Raw genomic sequence first — 17424 nt, 5'->3', positions numbered from 1 at the left:
TTTTAATTAATTTTTTGAGGAGTAGTTTATGAAGAAAAGTTTTATTCATCAACAAGAAGAGATTTCCTTTGTCAAAAACACTTTTACCCAGTATTTGAAAGATAAGTTAGAAGTTGTCGAAGTTCAAGGTCCTATCTTGAGCAGGGTTGGCGACGGGATGCAGGATAATTTATCAGGTGTGGAGAATGCCGTATCGGTCAAGGTTCTCCAAATTCCTGATGCTACTTATGAAGTGGTACATTCACTTGCTAAATGGAAACGCCATACCTTGGCTCGTTTTGGTTTCGGTGAAGGTGAAGGTCTTTTCGTCCACATGAAGGCCCTTCGTCCAGACGAAGATTCGCTTGATGCGACTCACTCTGTTTATGTTGACCAGTGGGACTGGGAAAAAGTCATTCCAAATGGACAACGCAACATTGCCTACCTAAAAGAAACAGTTGAGAAGATTTACAAGGCTATTCGCCTGACTGAGCTAGCTGTTGAAGCCCGCTATGACATCGAATCAATCTTGCCAAAACAAATCACTTTTATCCATACAGAGGAGTTGGTCGAGCGCTACCCAGACTTGACGCCGAAAGAGCGTGAAAATGCTATCTGTAAAGAATTTGGAGCAGTCTTCTTGATTGGTATCGGTGGTGAATTACCAGACGGTAAACCGCACGATGGACGTGCACCAGACTACGATGACTGGACAAGTGAGTCTGAAAATGGCTATAAGGGTCTGAATGGCGATATTCTTGTTTGGAATGAGTCTCTGGGTGGAGCCTTTGAATTGTCTTCTATGGGGATTCGTGTAGATGAAGAAACCCTTCGCCGTCAGGTAGAAATCACCGGTGATGAGGACCGTTTAGAATTGGAATGGCACAAGGCTCTATTGAATGGCCTATTCCCGTTGACAATCGGTGGAGGAATTGGACAATCTCGTATGGCTATGTTCCTACTTCGCAAGAAACACATCGGAGAAGTGCAAACAAGTGTTTGGCCTCAAGAAGTTCGCGATACTTACGAAAATATTTTGTAGAGAATCGAACCGCAAGGTTCGATTTTCTTTCTCTTTTCGCCCATAATTTGGTATAATAAACGGTATGAAAATCGTATCAGGAATCTATGGGGGACGTCCCCTCAAGACACTAGAAGGCAAGACGACAAGACCAACTTCGGATAAGGTTAGGGGAGCTATTTTTAACATGATTGGTCCCTACTTTGAAGGTGGACGAGTCTTGGACCTGTATGCAGGTAGTGGTGGTTTATCTATCGAGGCAGTATCGCGTGGCATATCCAGCGCTGTTTTGGTGGAGCGAGACCGTAAGGCTCAGGCTATCGTGGCTGAAAATATTCAGATGACCAAGGAAGTTGGAAAATTTCAACTCCTCAAGATGGATGCAGAAAGGGCATTGGAACAGGTAGCTGGAGAATTCGACCTCATTTTCTTAGACCCTCCTTATGCCAAGGAACAAATCGTAGCAGATATTGAAAAAATGGCTGAGAGAGAGCTTTTTTCTGAAGATGTCATGGTCGTGTGTGAGACGGATAAGGCCGTTGAACTTCCAGAAGAAATTGCCTGCCTGGGCATCTGGAAGGAAAAGATTTATGGAATTAGTAAGGTGACAGTCTATGTCAGATAAGATTGGCTTATTCACAGGCTCATTTGATCCGATGACAAATGGGCATCTGGATATCATTGAACGGGCGAGCAGACTTTTTGATAAGCTCTATGTCGGTATTTTTTTAAATCCCCACAAACAGGGATTTCTCCCTCTTAAAAATCGTAAACGGGGGCTAGAAAAGGCTTTGGAACATTTGGAAAATGTTGAAGTCGTGTTTTCACATGATGAATTGGTGGTTGATGTTGCAAAAAGACTGGGGGCTACCTTTCTGGTACGAGGCTTGAGAAATGCAACGGATTTGCAATATGAAGCCAGTTTCGATTACTACAATCATCAGCTGTCTCCTGATATAGAAACCATTTATTTACATAGCCGACCTGAACATCTCTATATCAGTTCATCAGGTGTTAGAGAGCTTTTGAAGTTTGGTCAGGATATTGCCTGCTATGTTCCTGATAGTATTTTGGAGGAAATAAGAAATGAAAAAAAAGATTAGATGGCCCTTATATGTCATTGCGGCCTTAATTGTGACTTTCTTGGCATTTGTAGTGCCCTTGCCCTACTATATAGAAGTTCCAGGTGGTTCGGAAGATATTCGCCAAGTCCTTAAAGTCAATGACACAGAAGATAAGGAAGCTGGTGCCTATCAATTTGTTACGGTTGGTGTCCAGCACGCTACTTTAGCCCATATGATTTATGCGTGGTTGACGCCTTTTACAGATATTCGTAGTGCCCAAGAGACTACAGGTGGCTCTTCTGATGTTGAATTTATGCGGATTAATCAATTCTACATGCAAACATCGCAAAATATGGCCAAGTATCAAGGGCTAAAAACAGCTGGTAAGGATATTGAACTAAAATATCTTGGGGTTTATGTTTTGACTGTGACGGATAATTCGACCTTTAAAGGGATTCTCAACATCTCTGATACAGTTACCGCAGTCAATGATCAGACCTTCGACAGTTCCAAAGATTTGATTGATTACGTCAATTCTCAAAAACTAGGGGACTCCGTCAAGGTAACTTATGAAGAGGATGGGCAAACCAAGTCTGCAGAAGGAAAAATCATTACTCTAGAAAATGGAAAAAATGGGATTGGAATCGGCTTGATTGACCGTACAGAAGTGACCAGTGATGTCCCAATTCGCTTTTCAACAGCTGGTATCGGTGGACCAAGTGCAGGTCTCATGTTTAGTCTGGCCATCTATACCCAAATAGCTGACCCTGGCCTTCGAAATGGCCGTATCGTTGCCGGTACAGGTACCATTGACCGTGATGGGAATGTGGGGGATATTGGAGGTATTGATAAGAAAGTTGTTGCTTCGGCTAGAGAAGGTGCTGCTATTTTCTTTGCCCCAGATAACCCTGTTAGCGAAGAAGAACAAAAAGCACATCCTGATGCTAAAAACAACTACCAAACAGCCCTGGAAGCAGCCAAAACAATCAAGACGGATATGAAAATCGTGCCTGTTAAAACTCTACAAGATGCAATTGATTACTTGAAAAACAATCCCTAGTTTTAAGTTAAGTTTCCAAACTAGCGCACAAACAGAGAAGATGGTATAATAGTCAAATGGTTCAATTATTATTCACTCTAAGCAGTCACATGCTCTTTATTTATGTGAGTTTTTACCTTTTAAAGGATCTTGTTAGATGGGAAAAGGTTTTAAAAGTGACAGCTGAGAATACAAGAAAAGTTCGTTTACTAGTAGCCTTTTTCAGCATTGTAATGGGCTATATCATGAGTTCTTTCTTTATCAGCCTATATCAGTTGTGGCAAGAAGCGCTTAGAGGATTATTATAAAATCAAATGTAAAGGAAGTAAGTATGGAAAAAATTGTGGTTCAAGGTGGCGATAATCGTCTGGTAGGAAGTGTTACGATCGAAGGAGCAAAGAATGCAGTCTTGCCGTTGTTGGCAGCGACTATTCTAGCAAGTGAAGGAAAGACCGTCTTGCAGAATGTTCCTATCTTGTCAGATGTTTTCACTATGAATCAGGTGGTTCGTGGTTTGAATGCCAAGGTGGATTTTAATGAAGAAGATCATCTTGTTGAGGTGGACGCGACTGGCGATATCACTGAGGAAGCTCCTTACAAGTATGTCAGCAAGATGCGTGCATCTATCGTTGTCTTGGGACCAATTCTTGCTCGTGTAGGTCATGCCAAGGTATCCATGCCAGGTGGTTGTACGATTGGTAGCCGCCCTATTGATCTTCATTTGAAAGGTCTGGAAGCCATGGGAGCTAAGATTAGTCAGACAGCTGGTTACATCGAAGCCAAGGCTGATCGCTTGCATGGCGCTCATATCTACATGGACTTCCCAAGTGTTGGTGCTACGCAGAACTTGATGATGGCAGCGACTCTAGCTGATGGGGTAACAGTGATTGAAAATGCTGCGCGTGAGCCTGAGATTGTTGACCTAGCTATTCTCCTCAATGAAATGGGAGCTAAGGTCAAAGGTGCTGGTACAGAGACCATTACCATTACCGGTGTTGACAAACTTCATGGTACGACTCACAATGTAGTCCAAGACCGTATCGAAGCAGGAACCTTTATGGTAGCTGCTGCCATGACTGGTGGTGATGTCTTGATTAAAGACGCTGTTTGGGAGCACAACCGTCCCTTGATTGCCAAATTGCTTGAAATGGGAGTGGAAGTGACAGAGGAGACTGAAGGGATTCGAGTTCGCTCTCAACTAGAAAATCTAAAAGCTGTTCATGTGAAAACCTTGCCCCACCCAGGATTTCCAACAGATATGCAGGCTCAATTTACAGCCTTGATGACCGTCGCAAAAGGGGAATCAACTATGGTGGAGACAGTTTTCGAAAATCGTTTCCAACATCTAGAAGAAATGCGTCGCATGGGATTGCACTCTGAGATTATCCGTGATACAGCTCGTATTGTGGGTGGTCAACCTTTGCAGGGGGCAGAAGTTCTTTCAACTGACCTTCGTGCCAGTGCTGCCTTAATTTTGACAGGTTTGGTAGCACAAGGAGAAACTGTAGTTGGTAAATTGGTTCACTTGGATAGAGGTTACTACCGTTTCCATGAGAAGTTGGCGCAGCTAGGCGCTAAGATTCAGCGGATTGAGGCAAGTGATGAAGATGAATAAGAAATCAAGCTACGTAATCAAGCGTTTACTTCTAGTCATTGTGGTACTGTTTTTAGGTGCTCTAGCCCTAGGTGTCGGCTTAATGGTAGGTTATGGAATTTTGGGCAAGGGTCAAGATCCATGGGCTATCCTGTCTCCAGCAAAATGGCAGGAATTGATCCATAAATTTACAGGAAATTAGGCTGGAGAACCAGTCTTTTTCTAGAGATAAGGAGAAAAATGGATAAAAAAACAAGACAGACACTGATCGGACTGCTAGTGTTATTGCTTTTATCTGCGGGAAGCTATTATATCAAGCAGATGCAGTCGACAGCTAATAGTCCCAAAACCAAGCTTAGTCAGAAAAAACAAGCGTCTGAAGCTCCTAGTCAAGCATTGGCAGAGAGTGTCTTAACAGATGCAGTCAAGAGTCAAGTAAAAGGGAGTCTGGAGTGGAATGGCTCAGGTGCTTTTATCGTTAATGGCAATAAAACAAATCTAGATGCCAAGGTTTCAAGTAAACCCTACGCTGATAATAAAACAAAGACAGTGGGCAAGGAAACCGTGCCAACGGTAGCTAATGCCCTCTTGTCTAAGGCTACTCGCCAGTACAAGAATCGTGAAGAAACTGGGAATGGTTCGACTTCATGGACTCCTCCAGGCTGGCATCAGGTTAAGAATCTAAAGGGTTCTTATACCCATGCGGTCGATAGAGGTCACTTGTTAGGCTATGCCTTAATCGGTGGCTTGGATGGTTTTGATGCCTCGACAAGCAATCCTAAAAACATTGCTGTTCAAACAGCCTGGGCAAATCAGGCGCAAGCTGAGGATTCGACTGGTCAAAACTACTATGAAAGCATGGTACGTAAGGCCTTGGATAAAAACAAGCGTGTCCGTTATCGTGTAACTCTTTATTATGCTTCAAACGAGGATTTAGTTCCTTCAGCTTCACAGATTGAAGCCAAGTCTTCAGACGGAGAATTGGAATTCAATGTTCTAGTTCCCAATGTTCAAAAGGGACTTCAACTGGATTACCGAACTGGAGAAGTGACTGTTACTCAGTAAAAGATAACATAAACTCCTATGTCACTTGTGGATATAGGAGTTCTTTCTTACTAGTTTAAGTAGGACTAGAATAGACACTGATACTCAATGAAAATCAAAGTGCAAACTAGAAAGTTAGCCGCAGGTTGCTTAAAGCACAGCTTTGAGGTTGCAGATGAACCTGACGTGGTTTGAAGAGATTTTCGAAGAGTATGAGAAAAAAATAATATGTACTGGACTATATTTTGTGATATAATAGAGGGTAAGATACTATTTTAGGAGAAGAACTATGGAAGACCCAAGTAGTCAGAATTTGTTGCTACAATTTGTTTTATTGTTTATCTTGACGGTGTTAAATGCCTTTTTCTCAGCCACAGAAATGGCCATGGTTTCTCTTAATCGTGCGCGGGTTGAACAAAAGGCAGAAGAAGGAGATAGACGTTATATCCGTCTGCTGAAGGTATTAGAAAATCCTAACCACTTTTTATCAACCATTCAAGTAGGGATTACCCTGATTACGATCTTATCAGGGGCGAGTTTGGCAGACACTCTGGGACGAGAAATTGCATCTTGGCTTGGAAATGGTGAAACATCTTATGCCGTTGCAAGTTTTCTATCTTTAGCATTTTTGACTTATATTTCCATCGTTTTTGGGGAATTGTATCCTAAGAGAATCGCTCTTAATCTAAAGGATGCCTTGGCGATTCGTACAGCGCCAGTTATTATTGGATTGGGGAAACTAGTTAGTCCCTTTGTTTGGCTCTTGTCTGCATCTACCAATCTCTTGAGTCGCTTGACTCCTATGACCTTTGACGATGCTGATGAAAAAATGACCCGTGATGAAATTGAGTACATGTTGACAAATAGTGAAGAAACACTAGATGCTGACGAAATTGAGATGTTACAAGGTATCTTTTCACTGGACGAATTAATGGCCAGAGAAGTCATGGTTCCTCGAACGGATGCCTTTATGGTTGATATTCAGGATGATAGTCAAACTATCATCCAAAGTATTTTAAAACAAAATTATTCTCGTATCCCTGTCTATGATGGAGACAAGGATAACGTGATTGGAATTATTCACACCAAGAGTCTTCTTAAGGCAGGCTTTGTGGACGGTTTTGACAATATTGTTTGGAAGAAAATCTTACAAGATCCACTTTTTGTTCCTGAAACTATTTTTGTGGATGACTTGTTAAAAGAATTGCGCAATACCCAAAGACAAATGGCAATCTTGCTAGATGAATACGGTGGGATGGCTGGTTTGGTGACCCTGGAAGACCTCTTAGAGGAAATCGTTGGGGAAATCGATGACGAAACAGATAAGGCTGAAATCGAAGTTCATAAAATTGGAGAAGATACTTATATTGTTCAAGGTACCATGAATCTCAATGATTTTAATGACTACTTTGATGTTGAACTGGAAAGTGATGACGTTGATACCATCGCTGGTTACTATTTGACAGGAGTGGGGACCATTCCAACGACTGAAAAGCTCAGCTATGAGTTGGTAAGCCAAAACAAACAGCTTATCCTAACCAATGATAAAGTGAAAAATGGACGTGTTACCAAGGTAAAAGTCCAAATTACCGAAGTTGAAATAGAAGAAGAAACAGAGTAAACTAGAGGCTTTTGTCATCATGCGTGACAAAGCTTTTTTCAGTTGATTTTAAAAGGGAATAGTATCCTCGAAAAACTCAGTCCCCAAATCCGCCCCAAAACTTTTCTAAATCTATCCTTATTTATCCAAAGAAAAAGAAAAAAGCCCTTCAAATTGGGCTTTCTGTTCATGTGAAACCTGATAAATCAAGTTATAGAAGGCGGTAGACGGATTTGAACCGACGATCAAGCTTTTGCAGAGCCGTGCCTTACCACTTGGCTATACCGCCTTAACGTTTATTATTATACCTTGAAAATGATTTTCAGTCAATAGCTTTTTCAGATTTTTTGTGTCAATAAGCCTAAATATTCTGAAAATTCGTTTACTTTTCTTGAAATCTATGGTATAATTGATGATAACCTATACTTTATCAGAGGAGTAAATAAATGAAAAAAAGTAGAGTCTTTGTTGCAGCAGGAGTTGCTTTATTGGCAACAGGTGTGTTAGTAGCTTGTGGGAATTCAAAATCATCTGATTCGACAGCTCCAAAAACCTATGGCTATGTCTATTCGGCTGACCCAGAAACATTAGATTATATTATTTCTGGAAAAGAGAGTACGAAAGTGGCTACTTCAAACGGGATCGATGGCCTCTTCACAAATGACAAATACGGGAATTTGACTCCTGCGGTTGCAGAAGACTGGTCTGTATCAAAAGATGGATTGACATATACCTACAAAATTCGTAAAGGTGTCAAATGGATGACATCCGATGGTGAAGAATATGCCGAAGTGACTGCTAAAGACTTCGTGAATGGATTGAAACATGCGGCAGATAAGAAATCAGAAGCTCTATATCTAGCTGAAACTTCTGTTAAAGGTTTATCTGATTATTTGGCTGGGAATTCAAAAGATTTCTCTACAGTAGGTGTTAAAGCGGTTGATGACTATACTCTTGAGTATACTTTGAACCAACCAGAACCTTACTGGAACTCTAAGATGGTTTATTCAATTTTCTGGCCATTAAACGAAGAATTTGAAAAATCAAAAGGCTCTGATTTTGCTAAAGCGACAGATCCTACATCATTGCTATATAATGGACCTTTCTTGCTTAAAGGTTTGACTGCTAAATCTTCTATCGAATTTGCTAAGAACGAGCAGTACTGGGATAAAGAGAATGTTCATTTAGATACAGCAACACTTGCATATTTTGATGGTTCGGACCAAGAATCACTTGAGCGTAACTTTACAAGTGGAGCTTATAGTTTTGCTCGTCTTTACCCAACAAGTTCAAACTTCTCAAAGGTAGAGGAGTCATACAAGGATAATATTTTCTACACTCCGTCAGGAGCTGGTATTGGAGGTTTAGGTGTAAATATCGATCGACAAAATTACAAATATACATCTAAAACGACAGATGAAGAGAAAACATCTACTAAGAAAGCTCTTCTTAACAAAGACTTCCGCCAAGCCTTGAACTTTGCCTTTGACCGTACAGGTTATTCTGCTCAAGTTAACGGTAAAGAAGGTGCTCCTCTCGCAGTTCGTAATTTATTTGTGAAACCAGACTTTGTGACTGCAGGCGAAAAAACTTTCGGTGACTTGGTTGCTGAAAAAGTTAAGACTTATGGAGATGAGTGGAAAGATGTAAACTTTGCTGATGGTCAAGACGGTCTCTTTAACGCTGACAAAGCTAAAGCAGAATTTGCTAAAGCTAAAACTGCTCTGGAAGCAGAAGGTGTGAAATTCCCTATCCACTTGGATGTTCCAGTAGACCAAACCTCTAAAAACTTTGTCGCACGGATTCAGTCGTTCAAACAATCAGTTGAAAAAGTTTTAGGCGAAGAAAATGTTGTCATCGATATTCAACAAATTTCTAAAGATGAATTCTTTAATGCGACTTATTATGCTGCTAATGCGGCAGCTGAGGATTGGGATCTTTCAGGTGCGGTTGGATGGAATCCTGACTATGAAGATCCATCAACTTACCTTGATATCCTTAAATCAACTAATAGTGAGCAAACGAAAACTTATATGGGGTATGATGACCCATCAAATGCAGCTGCAGCTAAAGTTGGTGTGAAAGATTACGATAAATTGCTTGATGAAGCTGGAAAAGAAACAAGTGATCTTAACAAACGTTATGAAAAATATGCTGCTGCTCAAGCTTGGTTGACAGACAGTTCACTCTTCTTACCAGCTATGTCTTCTAGTGGTGCTGCACCATTCATTTCTCGTGTTGTACCATTCTCAGCTTCTTATAGCCAATCTGGAGACAAAGGTTCAAATCTCTACTTCAAATATATTCAGTTACAAGACAAAGTTGTAACAAAGGCTGATTATGAACAAGCTCGTGAGAAATGGATTAAAGAGAAAAAAGAATCAAACGAAAAAGTTCAAAAAGAATTGACTAAACACGTTAAATAAATAACTCTCAAGGGAACTTTCTCTCCATGAGGAGAAGGTTCTTTTGGGATTTAAAAAGGAAACGATATGAAGAAATATATTTTTATGCGTGTCTTGCGGTCATTGGTTTCTATCTTCTTAGTAACAACCTTGACTTACACGATTATCTATACAATGGTTCCTCGAAAATTGATTTTCAAACAGGATACCAACTATAACAAGATTGCGACAACTGCTGATAAGCGTGATAACTATGAGAACACTGTTTATGAGCGTATGGGCTATATCGAGTACTACGATACCAAGGAATTGCAAGAAAAAGCTAGCCAGATGGATGCTTCTGTAACAGTTGAAGCCAATGATACCAACAAGGCTATCTATGAAAAATACATCAAACAAATCGGTCATGGTTGGACCCTGGGAGAATTTACTGAAAGTGGCCAATTCTACGCTACACGTGAAATTCCAATTTTTGAACGTGTGTTTAAATTCTATGCAAACTTGCTTGATATCGACCACACAAACAAGATTCAGGACCCAGAAAATCCAAATTTGGAGCGTTATTTGCGTTTTGAAAATGATCCCGCTATCGGCTGGTCTCTGGTAGGTTCAGGGACTAAACACAAGTACCTCTTGTACTTCAATAGTCAGTTCCCATTTGTTCACCAAAACTTTGTGAACTTGAATTTGGGTGATTCATATCCAACTTATGCTAATACTCCTGTGCTTCAAGTTATCACACAAGGACAAGGTCAAACTAAGACATCAGAAGTGCAATTCCCAACTGGTAAGAAAACATCTTCAGTTAATATCTACTCAAGAACCTACAAATCGCCTAGTCAGGCTGATTCTCGTGAAGTAGCTAACTATGGGAAAGATGACCCATATACTGCAACTGAAAGCAACTACCAATATCCTTCTATGATTGCTAGCTCTGCAGTCGTTGGATTGATTGGTTTGGTGATTTCTTATGCGATTGCCGTGCCACTTGGTTCAGCTATGGCTCGCTTCAAGAATACTTGGATTGATAGCTTCTCAACAGGGTTTTTGACCTTCTTGATGGCCCTTCCAACCATTGCCTTGGTTTACATTGTTCGTTTGATTGGATCATCAATTGGTCTTCCAGATTCATTCCCTATCTTGGGTGCTGGAGATTGGCGTTCGTATGTTTTACCAGCAGTTATCCTTGGTTTATTGGGTGCTCCTGGTACAGCTATTTGGATTCGTCGTTACATGATTGACTTGCAATCACAGGACTTTGTTCGTTTTGCTCGTGCAAAAGGTTTGTCTGAAAAAGAAATTTCAAACAAACACATCTTTAAAAATGCCATGGTTCCGCTGGTTTCAGGAATTCCTGGTGCTGTTATCGGGGTTATCGGTGGTGCAACCCTTACTGAAACAGTCTTCGCTTTCCCAGGTATGGGTAAAATGTTGATTGACTCTGTAAAAGCATCTAATAACTCTATGGTCGTAGGTCTTGTCTTCATCTTTACATGTATTTCTATCTTCTCACTTCTTTTGGGAGATATTTGGATGACTATTATTGACCCACGTATTAAATTGACTGAGAAAGGAGGCAAATAATGTCTACAATCGATAAAGAAAAATTTCAGTTCGTAAAACGTGACGATTTTGCCTCTGAAGCCATTGATGCGCCAGCCTATTCATACTGGGGCTCAGTGTTTAGACAATTTATGAAGAAGAAATCAACTGTAGTCATGTTGGGAATCTTGGTAGCTATCATTTTGATGAGTTTCATCTACCCAATGTTTTCTAAGTTTGATTTCAATGATGTCAGCAAAGTAAACGACTTTAGTGCTCGTTATATCAAGCCAAATGCTGAGCATTGGTTCGGTACAGACAGTAACGGTAAATCTCTCTTTGACGGTGTCTGGTTCGGAGCTCGTAACTCTATCCTCATTTCTGTGATTGCGACAGTGATTAACTTGGTTATCGGTGTTTTTGTCGGTGGTATTTGGGGAATTTCAAAATCAGTTGACCGTGTGATGATGGAAGTTTATAATGTCATCTCAAACATCCCATCTCTTTTGATTGTCATTGTCTTGACTTACTCAATCGGAGCTGGATTCTGGAATCTGATTTTTGCTATGAGTGTGACTACTTGGATTGGTATTGCTTACTCAATTCGTATTCAGATCATGCGTTATCGTGACTTGGAGTATAACCTTGCTTCACGTACACTTGGAACACCAACCTTTAAGATTGTTGTAAAAAACATTATGCCACAATTGGTATCTGTTATCGTTACGACGACATCTCAAATGCTTCCAGCCTTTATCTCATACGAAGCTTTCCTTTCATTCTTTGGACTTGGATTGCCGATTACAGTTCCAAGTTTAGGTCGTTTGATTTCAGATTACTCTCAGAACGTAACGACAAATGCATACCTCTTCTGGATTCCATTGACAACTCTTGTCTTGGTATCCTTATCCCTTTTCGTAGTTGGTCAAAACTTAGCGGATGCTAGTGATCCACGTACACATAGATAGGAGTAGAAATGACAAAAGAAAAAAATGTAATTTTGACTGCTCGCGATATTGTCGTGGAATTTGACGTTCGTGACAAAGTATTGACAGCCATTCGCGGCGTTTCCCTTGAACTAGTTGAAGGAGAAGTATTAGCCTTGGTAGGTGAGTCAGGATCAGGAAAATCTGTTTTGACAAAGACTTTCACAGGTATGCTTGAAGAAAATGGTCGCATTGCCCAAGGTAGCATTGACTACCGTGGTCAAGATTTGACAGCTTTATCTTCTCACAAGGATTGGGAACAAATTCGTGGCGCTAAGATTGCGACTATCTTCCAAGATCCAATGACTAGTTTGGACCCAATTAAAACAATTGGTAGTCAGATTACAGAAGTTATTGTAAAACACCAAGGAAAAACAGCTAAAGAAGCGAAAGAATTGGCCATTGACTACATGAATAAGGTTGGGATTCCAGATGCAGATAGACGTTTTGATGAATACCCATTCCAATATTCTGGAGGAATGCGTCAACGTATCGTTATTGCGATTGCTCTTGCCTGCCGACCTGATGTCTTGATTTGTGATGAGCCAACGACTGCCTTGGATGTGACCATCCAAGCTCAGATTATTGATTTGTTGAAATCTTTACAAAACGAGTACCATTTCACAACAATCTTTATCACCCACGACCTTGGTGTGGTGGCAAGTATTGCAGATAAGGTAGCGGTTATGTATGCAGGAGAAATCGTTGAGTATGGAACTGTTGAGGAAGTCTTCTATGACCCTCGCCATCCATATACATGGAGTCTCTTGTCTAGCTTGCCTCAGCTTGCTGATGATAAAGGGGATCTTTACTCAATCCCAGGAACACCTCCGTCACTTTATACTGACCTGAAAGGGGATGCCTTTGCCTTGCGTTCTGACTATGCAATGCAAATTGACTTCGAACAAAAAGCTCCTCAATTCTCAGTATCAGAGACACATTGGGCTAAAACTTGGCTACTTCATGAGGATGCTCCAAAAGTAGAAAAACCAGCTGTGATTGCAAATCTCCATGATAAGATTCGTGAAAAAATGGGATTTGCCCATCTGGCTGACTAGGAGGAAGGAAATGTCTGAAAAATTAGTAGAAATCAAAGATTTAGAAATTTCCTTCGGTGAAGGAAGTAAGAAGTTTGTCGCAGTTAAAAATGCTAACTTCTTTATCAACAAGGGAGAAACTTTCTCGCTTGTAGGTGAGTCAGGTAGTGGGAAAACAACTATTGGTCGTGCCATCATCGGTCTTAATGATACAAGTAATGGGGATATCATTTTTGATGGTCAAAAGATTAATGGTAAGAAATCGCGTGAACAAGCTGCAGAATTGATTCGTCGTATCCAGATGATTTTTCAAGATCCTGCCGCAAGTTTGAATGAACGTGCGACTGTTGATTATATTATTTCTGAAGGTCTTTACAATCATCATCTGTTCAAGGATGAAGAAGAACGTAAAGAGAAAGTTAAAAATATTATCCGTGAAGTGGGGCTTCTTGCTGAGCACTTGACTCGTTACCCTCATGAATTCTCAGGTGGTCAACGTCAACGTATCGGTATTGCCCGTGCCTTGGTCATGCAACCAGACTTTGTTATTGCGGATGAGCCCATTTCAGCCTTGGACGTTTCTGTGCGTGCTCAAGTCTTGAACTTGCTCAAAAAATTCCAAAAAGAACTTGGTTTGACCTATCTCTTCATCGCCCATGACTTGTCTGTCGTTCGCTTTATTTCAGATCGTATCGCAGTTATTTACAAGGGTGTTATTGTAGAGGTTGCAGAAACAGAAGAATTGTTTAACAATCCAATTCATCCATATACTCAAGCCTTGCTTTCAGCGGTACCAATCCCAGATCCAATCTTGGAACGTAAGAAGGTCTTGAAGGTTTACGACCCAAGTCAACACGACTATGAGACTGATAAGCCATCTATGGTAGAAATCCGTCCAGGTCACTATGTTTGGGCTAACCAAGCCGAATTGGCACGTTACCAACAAGGGTTAAACTAATAATGGTTTTATAATTTCCATATCAATTTTTATGGGAATTATAAACCTTTTTTTGTTGGACTGATTTGAAAAAATCTTTGAAAGTATCCTGAAAGAATTTTCGAAAAATTTTAAAAAATTCTGAAATATTCTTGACAGCTGATGAAAAAGGTGGTAAGATAGGAAACATCAAAAAAGAAAGCAGAAAAAGAAATGAATAAGAGACAAGCTGTAACGATGAATCAAAACTTTTACTTTAGCTACTTTAGATAGTGTTTGTAGACATGTCACCATGGATGCAAACAGTTCAAGCAATTTGTTTGTATCTATGTGGCTAAGATTTTTGATTGTGGTCCATATAGATGAATATCTAAATGGACTAGCTAAGTTGTAACTTGTTAGCTTATTTCAAGCATCCGTTTAGATATTATCTAGGCGGTTTTTTGTTTTATCTTTTCTGAGAAGGAGTTTCATTATGAAAGTTGTTCGAAAATTACTAGCCCCTCTCTTGGTAGTGGGGATTCTCTTGACCTCTCTGATTAGTTTGCATCAGTTGAAGGCAGATAAGAAAAAAGATGTGTTTCGTATCGGTATTTCGCAATTTATTACCCACCAGTCCTTAGACGCTACTAGAGAAGGGTTTGTGGATGAGCTTGCCAAGCAAGGCTATGCTGAAGGGAAAAATATCGAGATTGATTTGCAAAATGCACAGGGAGAACAACGAAACCTAAAAACGATTTCCCAGCAACTAGCAGAATCTAGTGATGTCGTTCTAGCTATCGCAACGCCTTCTGCTCAGAGCTTGGCTAATACAACACAAACGACACCGGTTATCTTTTCAGCTGTAACAGACCCTGTCAGTGCCAAGTTGGTAGAGTCAAGAGAGCATCCTGGGGGCAATGTAACTGGAACAAGTGATCAGTCATCAGATGCTATCTCAACCCAAATCAATTTGATAAAGAAAGTGTTGCCAAAAGCTAAAACAATTGGAATCCTCTATACTCAGAGCGAGCCAAACTCAGTTGTCCAAAAGGATGAAGCTAAGCGACTTCTGGAAGAAAAAGGCTTTACCGTTGTTGAAAAAACAATCTTGGACAGTAACAATGTCAAAGCGGCAGCAGAGAGTTTGATGGCAGAAGTGGATATGGTTTTTGTACCAACGGACAATATCATTTCGTCAACCATGGAAACAGTTAAGCAGGTTTCTATTAAACACAAGGTTCCAGTATTCGGTGGCTCAACGGAAATGATTGCGGTTGGTGGTTTGTATAACTACGGTACCAATTATGAAGAATTGGGACGGCAGACAGCCCGCATGTTGATTCGTGTCTTAAAAGGTGAGAAACCAGAAAATATAGCAGTTGAGTTGCCTGAAAAACTGGAATTGCATACCAATCAAGAAATGGCAGATGCACTAGGAATTGATATTAGTAAGTTGGAAAGCAAGGAATAGGGAGGTTTAAGATGAGTTTTGTATTATCTAGTTTATCAGAAGGTTTGTTGTGGTCGATTATGGCCATTGGAGTTTACTTGACTTTCCGTATTTTGGATATTGCGGATATGACTGCTGAAGGAGCCTTTCCTTTGGGGGCAGCTGTCGTTGTATCGCAGATACAGGCAGGGACAAATCCTTGGATTGCGACCTTACTTGCTTTGCTGGCAGGTATGGTAGCTGGTCTTGTATCAGGAATGCTCCACACCAAGATGAAAATCCCAGCTCTCTTGACAGGGATTGTGACCTTGACAGGGCTTTATTCAATCAATATTAAAATCATGGGCAGTGTGCCCAACCTTTCCTTGGGAGATTCTTCAACTGTCTTTAAACAATTGGCGAGCTTGGGGCTGACAAATGAAGAAGCTGTTTTCTCATTCAGTTTGGCCTGTCTCCTACTTGTTTGTTTGGTCTTGACTCTTTTGATGAAAACGGAGATTGGATTGGTCTTGCGTTCGACTGGGGACAATATTCCGATGAGTGAGGCTAATGGGGTCAATGTCGACACCATGAAGATTGTTGGTTACATGATTTCAAATGGTTTGATTGCCCTGTGTGGTTCCTTGTTCGCTCAAAATGATGGATTTTCAGACGTAACCTCTGGGACAGGAACCATCGTTGTTGGTTTGAGTGCAGTTATTATTGCGGAAGTTTTGATTCACGATTTGACCATTGGAGGTCGCTTGTTATCCATCGGAATCGGTGCTATTGTTTACCGTTTGATTATTTTAAATATCTATGAAATTCCAAATCTAGATCAAAATTTGGTACGTCTCTTTAATGCAATCTTGCTAGCCTTAGTGTTATTTGCACCAGAACTGCAAAAGAGATTAAAGATTCGTGGTTTGAAACTGAGAAATGAATAGGAGGAGAAAGTTATGGCAAGTTTGTTAACACTTGAAAATATTCACAAAACATTTGAAGCAGGGACGGTCAATGAGAACCATGTCCTCAAAGGATTAGATTTAGAGGTTGAAGAGGGAGATTTTATCTCTGTAATTGGTGGAAATGGAGCAGGGAAATCCACTTTGATGAATATCTTGGCTGGTAATTTATCTGTGGATGAAGGGGACCTTTTATTGGCAGGCAAATCCATTAAAAATCTGAGTGTAAGAAAGAGAGCCAAGGATATCGCCCGTGTTTTTCAAGATCCTAAGATGGGAACAGCTTCTCGTTTGACGATTGAGGAGAATATGGCTATTGCCTTGAGACGCGGGCAGAAGAGAGGGCTTGGTTGGGGCATGAAGGAGAAGGATAGAATCCAGTTCCAAGAGGCCTTGAAGGAGTTGAATATTGGCCTTGAAAACCGCTTAAAAGTAGATACTCAATACCTCTCAGGAGGGCAAAGACAGGCCTTGACCCTAGTCATGGCAGCTCTGGTGAAACCCAAACTTTTGCTTTTGGATGAACATACTGCGGCCCTTGACCCTAAAACGAGTCAAATGGTGATGGATTTGACGCAAAAAATTGTGGAACACCATCAGTTGACGACTTTGATGATTACCCACGATATGAACCATGCTATTGAGTACGGCAATCGTCTCATTATGCTCTATCAAGGCAAGATAGTGGTGGATGTAAAAGGAGAAGAGAAAAAGCATCTGACAGTCGAAGATCTCATGCATCTATTCCAGAAAAATAGTGGCCAGAGTCTAGTCAGTGATGAATTGGTTTTGGGGTAAAT

General features: G+C 40.6%; 17 protein-coding genes and 1 tRNA gene. 17 read left to right on the top strand and 1 reads right to left on the bottom strand.

Features of this window, described 5'->3' with window-relative positions:
* Window positions 1-28 precede the first annotated feature (28 nt).
* From asnA to MK480_RS03700, 9 genes are all read left to right on the top strand, one after another.
* Entirely contained in the window at window positions 29-1021 is a 993-nt protein-coding gene (asnA, locus tag MK480_RS03740; protein ID WP_119947427.1) for an aspartate--ammonia ligase, read from the top strand.
* A 64-nt stretch (window positions 1022-1085) separates the two neighbouring features.
* The gene (rsmD, locus tag MK480_RS03735; RefSeq protein WP_023947078.1) at window positions 1086-1625 is read left to right on the top strand and encodes a 16S rRNA (guanine(966)-N(2))-methyltransferase RsmD; all 540 of its coding nucleotides are present in this window, start codon (window positions 1086-1088) and stop codon (window positions 1623-1625) included.
* Window positions 1615-2103 carry a pantetheine-phosphate adenylyltransferase gene (gene coaD, locus MK480_RS03730; RefSeq protein WP_254754144.1) on the top strand — a complete coding sequence of 163 codons (489 nt, stop codon included), beginning with the start codon at window positions 1615-1617 and terminating at the stop codon, window positions 2101-2103. The genes rsmD and coaD overlap by 11 nt, the downstream gene beginning before the upstream one ends.
* The gene (locus MK480_RS03725; protein WP_000727281.1) at window positions 2087-3124 is read left to right on the top strand and encodes a SepM family pheromone-processing serine protease; all 1038 of its coding nucleotides are present in this window, start codon (window positions 2087-2089) and stop codon (window positions 3122-3124) included. The genes coaD and MK480_RS03725 overlap by 17 nt, the downstream gene beginning before the upstream one ends.
* Window positions 3125-3180: 56 nt before the next feature.
* Window positions 3181-3411: a DUF1146 family protein gene (locus MK480_RS03720; RefSeq protein ID WP_080975952.1), complete on the top strand. Its 231-nt coding sequence runs from the start codon at window positions 3181-3183 to the stop codon at window positions 3409-3411.
* Window positions 3412-3434: 23 nt separating this feature from the next.
* Window positions 3435-4718 carry a UDP-N-acetylglucosamine 1-carboxyvinyltransferase gene (gene murA, locus MK480_RS03715; protein ID WP_261126081.1) on the top strand — a complete coding sequence of 428 codons (1284 nt, stop codon included), beginning with the start codon at window positions 3435-3437 and terminating at the stop codon, window positions 4716-4718.
* A complete protein-coding gene (locus MK480_RS03710; RefSeq protein ID WP_268707211.1) occupies window positions 4711-4899 on the top strand; it encodes a DNA-directed RNA polymerase subunit beta in 189 nt (62 codons plus the stop codon). The genes murA and MK480_RS03710 overlap by 8 nt, the downstream gene beginning before the upstream one ends.
* A gap of 38 nt (window positions 4900-4937) precedes the next feature.
* Window positions 4938-5762 carry a DNA-entry nuclease EndA gene (gene endA, locus MK480_RS03705; RefSeq protein WP_268707210.1) on the top strand — a complete coding sequence of 275 codons (825 nt, stop codon included), beginning with the start codon at window positions 4938-4940 and terminating at the stop codon, window positions 5760-5762.
* Window positions 5763-6030: 268 nt separating this feature from the next.
* On the top strand, window positions 6031-7362 hold the full coding sequence (locus MK480_RS03700; RefSeq protein ID WP_261240530.1) for a hemolysin family protein: 1332 nt from the start codon (window positions 6031-6033) through the stop codon (window positions 7360-7362).
* Between the two features lie 197 nt (window positions 7363-7559).
* Here MK480_RS03700 and MK480_RS03695 read toward each other — a convergent pair.
* Window positions 7560-7630 (bottom strand) — tRNA-Cys (locus tag MK480_RS03695).
* A 157-nt stretch (window positions 7631-7787) separates the two neighbouring features.
* Between MK480_RS03695 and MK480_RS03690 the strand changes: the two genes are divergently transcribed.
* The 8 genes from MK480_RS03690 (at window position 7788) to MK480_RS03655 (ending at window position 17422) form a co-directional block, all read left to right on the top strand.
* On the top strand, window positions 7788-9767 hold the full coding sequence (locus MK480_RS03690; protein ID WP_020902007.1) for a peptide ABC transporter substrate-binding protein: 1980 nt from the start codon (window positions 7788-7790) through the stop codon (window positions 9765-9767).
* Between the two features lie 66 nt (window positions 9768-9833).
* On the top strand, window positions 9834-11330 hold the full coding sequence (locus MK480_RS03685; protein WP_020902008.1) for an ABC transporter permease: 1497 nt from the start codon (window positions 9834-9836) through the stop codon (window positions 11328-11330).
* Window positions 11330-12256: an oligopeptide ABC transporter permease OppC gene (oppC, locus tag MK480_RS03680; protein ID WP_004255894.1), complete on the top strand. Its 927-nt coding sequence runs from the start codon at window positions 11330-11332 to the stop codon at window positions 12254-12256. Before MK480_RS03685 ends, oppC begins: the two co-directional genes overlap by 1 nt.
* Before the next feature lie 8 nt (window positions 12257-12264).
* Complete coding sequence (locus tag MK480_RS03675) at window positions 12265-13332, top strand: ABC transporter ATP-binding protein (protein WP_000159550.1); 1068 nt, start codon at window positions 12265-12267, stop codon at window positions 13330-13332.
* 10 nt (window positions 13333-13342) lie between these two features.
* Window positions 13343-14269 carry an ATP-binding cassette domain-containing protein gene (locus MK480_RS03670; RefSeq protein WP_001291284.1) on the top strand — a complete coding sequence of 309 codons (927 nt, stop codon included), beginning with the start codon at window positions 13343-13345 and terminating at the stop codon, window positions 14267-14269.
* A gap of 454 nt (window positions 14270-14723) precedes the next feature.
* Complete coding sequence (locus MK480_RS03665; protein WP_024057377.1) at window positions 14724-15701, top strand: ABC transporter substrate-binding protein; 978 nt, start codon at window positions 14724-14726, stop codon at window positions 15699-15701.
* Window positions 15702-15712: 11 nt separating this feature from the next.
* A complete protein-coding gene (locus tag MK480_RS03660; RefSeq protein WP_000011439.1) occupies window positions 15713-16606 on the top strand; it encodes an ABC transporter permease in 894 nt (297 codons plus the stop codon).
* Window positions 16607-16618: 12 nt separating this feature from the next.
* Window positions 16619-17422, top strand: a complete 804-nt coding sequence (locus MK480_RS03655; protein WP_268707209.1) for an ABC transporter ATP-binding protein — start codon at window positions 16619-16621, stop codon at window positions 17420-17422.
* Window positions 17423-17424: the final 2 nt, after the last annotated feature.

Origin of the sequence: Streptococcus mitis (genome assembly GCF_026782895.1) — a bacterium.
Lineage (GTDB): Bacteria > Bacillota > Bacilli > Lactobacillales > Streptococcaceae > Streptococcus > Streptococcus mitis_CB.
Note: the sequence above shows the minus strand (reverse complement) of the source record. Positions and strands in the feature narration are given on the sequence as shown.